At 48.2% G+C, this 643-nt stretch carries 1 protein-coding gene; it reads right to left on the reverse strand.

Going from position 1 to position 643, the window contains the following annotated elements:
• Positions 1 to 618 (reverse strand): protein rep (locus tag VU18_RS17720; protein ID WP_161797238.1); only part of this gene is annotated, 618 nt, incomplete at its 3' end.
• Positions 619 to 643 lie beyond the last annotated feature (25 nt).

Consider the following 643-nt stretch of genomic DNA (forward strand, 5'->3'; position numbering starts at 1 on the left):
AACAGGGTCATAATCTACTTGAAGGCACTCTCTCCAAAGAGAAACCCAATCTTCCGTCTTGAGATAGCCTTTTCGGAAATAAGAAGGCTTGACGCCAAGCAAAACATGAAAATGCGGGTGATATGTATCCTCTAATAGATTTCTCGTAATCTCTAAAGAGCGAAACCAGCCCACGACAACATCAGTAAAGGCTTTACGTCTTGCAAGACGATCCCAGGACTTCATAAGGTGACTGATCGTGTCGCCGAGGACATCACCGCGACAGTTGCGGATTGTCAGCGTCAGAAACAACCACCGCATAGGTTGTCGCCTGACCGCCTCATGCGCGACCGTCTTAATTTGGTGAGCGATCACCAAAGACCGACGCCAGGCACACATCGGACAGAGCCGAACCCGGCAAAAATTCGCCCAGGCAAGACGCTTCTCATGTCCATCCGGGCAAACATTAAACTTAAGAGAAGAGCCGCAATGCCGAACCTTTTCGGCCTTATTGTGCTTTCCAATACGAGAAAAGGCTTCAGCCAAAAGAGAACTATTCGCCTTATGCGTTTTCCAAGGTCTTTCCCTTCCCGATACAGGGGATTTGTCGACCAAAATTTCACCATCATAACCGCACATGTTTCCACCTCTTTGCTGCGTAAAA

The organism is Geobacillus sp. ZGt-1, from assembly GCF_001026865.1.
In the GTDB taxonomy this organism is placed as follows: Bacteria; Bacillota; Bacilli; order Bacillales; family Anoxybacillaceae; genus Geobacillus; species Geobacillus thermoleovorans.